Origin of the sequence: Rhizobium bangladeshense, assembly GCF_001662075.1 — a bacterium.
In the GTDB taxonomy this organism is placed as follows: domain Bacteria; phylum Pseudomonadota; class Alphaproteobacteria; order Rhizobiales; family Rhizobiaceae; genus Rhizobium; species Rhizobium bangladeshense_B.
On the sequence record NZ_LYPL01000057.1, the window covers coordinates 1 to 2,724 of the forward strand.

At 59.5% G+C, this 2,724-nt stretch carries 2 protein-coding genes and 1 pseudogene; all 3 read right to left on the reverse strand.

Going from position 1 to position 2,724, the window contains the following annotated elements; all coding sequences use genetic code 11:
* Positions 1-109 precede the first annotated feature (109 nt).
* Positions 110-691, reverse strand: a complete 582-nt coding sequence (locus tag A7X77_RS31210; RefSeq protein ID WP_064686641.1) for a TetR/AcrR family transcriptional regulator — start codon at positions 689-691, stop codon at positions 110-112.
* 266 nt (positions 692-957) lie between these two features.
* A complete protein-coding gene (locus A7X77_RS31215) occupies positions 958-2,235 on the reverse strand; it encodes a DUF892 family protein (RefSeq protein ID WP_064686642.1) in 1,278 nt (425 codons plus the stop codon).
* 367 nt (positions 2,236-2,602) lie between these two features.
* Positions 2,603-2,724: pseudogene (locus A7X77_RS31220) on the reverse strand (transporter); the annotation flags it as partial.

Below are 2,724 nucleotides of genomic sequence, written 5' to 3' on the forward strand. Positions count from 1 at the left end.
TTTGAAAAGACCGCAGATGCGCTGGCCTATGTCGAGACCGGGCGTGCCAAAGGCAAGGTGGTCATCGCCGTTGCGAATTGACGTTGGTCGCGCCGGCGTATGCGTGGCTCTATCGTTTCCGCGTCCGATTTTCAATGGCGTCGCGGCAATCCGCGCGGCAGGCGTCGAGCAGCTCGTCCGCCAGTGGGGAATCGTCCGGGCAGGCCCTCGAAAGCACGATTGCGCCAACGGCCTGGGCGAGAATGGCGATGGCTTGCGCCCGCCCGCCGGCGCCGGAACCCTGACGTTGGGCAATGCCACCCTCCACCGCGCGCACCAGCTTGTCTATTCCTGCAGCGAAAACGGCCTTGGTTTTCTCGGGCTGTCGGGCGGCATCGCAACTCAGTGCTGCGGCCGTGCACCCCTGGCCGCGCCCATCTCGGTGTTCGCGTGCAAGATAAAGCTCCATAACGTCGAGGACTTCGTGACCGGCGTAGCGCCGCAAGGTCTCGCTCAAACCATTCTCGGCCGATTCCGCGATCAGCTCCTCCTTGGAGCGGAAGTGATTGTAGAAGCCGCCATGGGTGAGCCCCGCGCGCTCCATCAATTCCGCGACGCCCACGCCATCGAATCCACGCTCGCGAAACAGCTCTGACGCGGTGGCGATAATCCGGTCGTAATTTTCCTGCTTCTTTTCCTTGGTGATCCGCACGTCACGGTCCTTTCGACGGCCATTTCCAGCTATGATGGCGGCCGCCATTATAGCTTACTTATTGATGATATATATCATTAATATGGACGGTCAACGATAGGCTTCCCCTTGTGACAGTGACGCACTTCATGCAGATGGCACCGCGCGTTTTTTTAGGCGCGGTGCCCCTGCAGCAACTTTGAATGCGGGAAAAGGCGCCCCTCGGCATCGGCCTCAGTTCGTTGCCTCGCTGTAGGTGGCCGCCACGCGTTCCCCGCTCCGCACGGCTAAACTGTCAGAAGGACGCTACTTGGCATTCTCGCCGCCGACATCAGCGGTTGGGCAACCTGATCCAGCAACTGGCCGGCATTCTGCTCTTCACCCAGCGACAATGTTAGCAATTGCGCGACCGCCGGCTGCGCAAGTTGAAGTGCCATATTGCGAGCGGTGGTGTAAGCGGCAATCTCGTAGTGCTCGACCCGCAACGCCGCTCCAATCAAAGCCAGATCAGCGGGAGCGTCTTCCTTTTTCTTTCCTTCCGCCATCACTTCCTCGCCTTCCTCAACCAGGCCGGCCATGCCCTTGCATGGCTTTGCGCGAGCCGAGGTGCCAAGGATGCGTAGACATTCGTTCAAACGCTCGACCTGCGCCTCCGTCTCGGCAAGATGGTTGCGCAGCAAGGTCTGGAGCTGCTGCGTGCGCGCGGCTTTCTGCATTTTGGGAAGCGCCTTCAAAAGCTGCTTTTCCGCATGCAGCAGGTCACGGAGCTCATCCACAAGAACCTCCTGAATCGCTTCCGCTCCTTCAGGGGGAGCACTTTGAGCGCGAATTGCCGTTCCCCCGTTTTCAACGCCCGGGAGATCCTGGAAGGCCGGCGCCTCCACGAATTCCCAGGGGCCTCCTTCATTCCATGGACCGCGGGTGTCAACCTCACCTAAATCCCCTTGACCCGTGGAATCGTTGAAGAACTGATCGACCAGTCCTGCAGTCGGCGCAATCCTGCCGACGCTCAGCGAGGGCTTGCCCATGCTTTCGAGGGCGAGGGCGAAAGCACGCATGTGGGTGATCTCTCTGGTCATCAGGAACTGCAGCGCATCCTTGGTCCCCGGATCGCGGCAGAAGTCGATCAGGCGTTCGTAGACGATCTTGGCGCGGGCCTCCGCGGCTATATTGCTTCGCAGATCCACATCCAGCTCGCCTGTTATTTTCAGATAATCGGCCGTCCAGGGGTTTCCCATCGAATTGAAAAGGTTCACGCCACCGCCGCCTGCAATGGCGATCAGCGGGTCGGCTTCCGCCTCCTCTCTGACTGACTTCAGCGGCTTGAGGTGCATTCTTGCAAGAGTCCCGACGATCTCGAGGTGGCTGAGTTCTTCGGTTCCGATGTCCATCAGGAGGTCCTTCCGACCGGGATCCTCGCAATTCAAACCTTGAATAGAGTATTGCATGGCCGCCGCAAGTTCACCGTTTGCGCCACCGAACTGTTCAAGCAGCATATTGCCGAATTTCGGATCAGGTTCGTCAACGCGAACGGTATACATGAGCTTCTTTACATGGTGATACATTGGCATCCTCCTGGTTGGATGCCGGCTAACCGACTCATCGCAGGAATGTTCCCGTCTGTGGCTGCTGCTGGCGCATCGGATTGAATTCAACATCAGCCCACACCGGTCGGTGCTGCTTCGCAGGCAAGGCATTGCCTGTGCGGAGGTACTCCTCAATAAGGAGCCCATTACGTGGTCGCCTCCTCAACGAGATCATCGATACTTGCGCAGCCAATCGGGTGTGGGGATGCGGACGGCCGCGGCTGGCCGGATCGGCAGCTTGAGCATCTCCGGCGTGCCGGGATCAGCAGGGGTTTCGAGCGCCACGCGCCTACTCAGACGCGCAGCGAAGGCTATCGTGGCTTGAACGGCGGAACCAGACCCTTGGCTAGTAAACGAAAGGATCCACCTCGGCCGCCTGCGTGCCCGGTTCTTTCGGATAGATCACACCCTTGCGCAGGATGATGTTGGCATAGAGCCTGGGTTCGCTGGTTTGGACCAGCGCATGGG

What these genes read in the sequence shown, in the direction of transcription:
- A7X77_RS31215 (WP_064686642.1), bottom strand. Translation starts at nt 2,235, where the DNA reads ATGTATCACCATGTAAAGAAGCTCATGTATACCGTTCGCGTTGACGAA.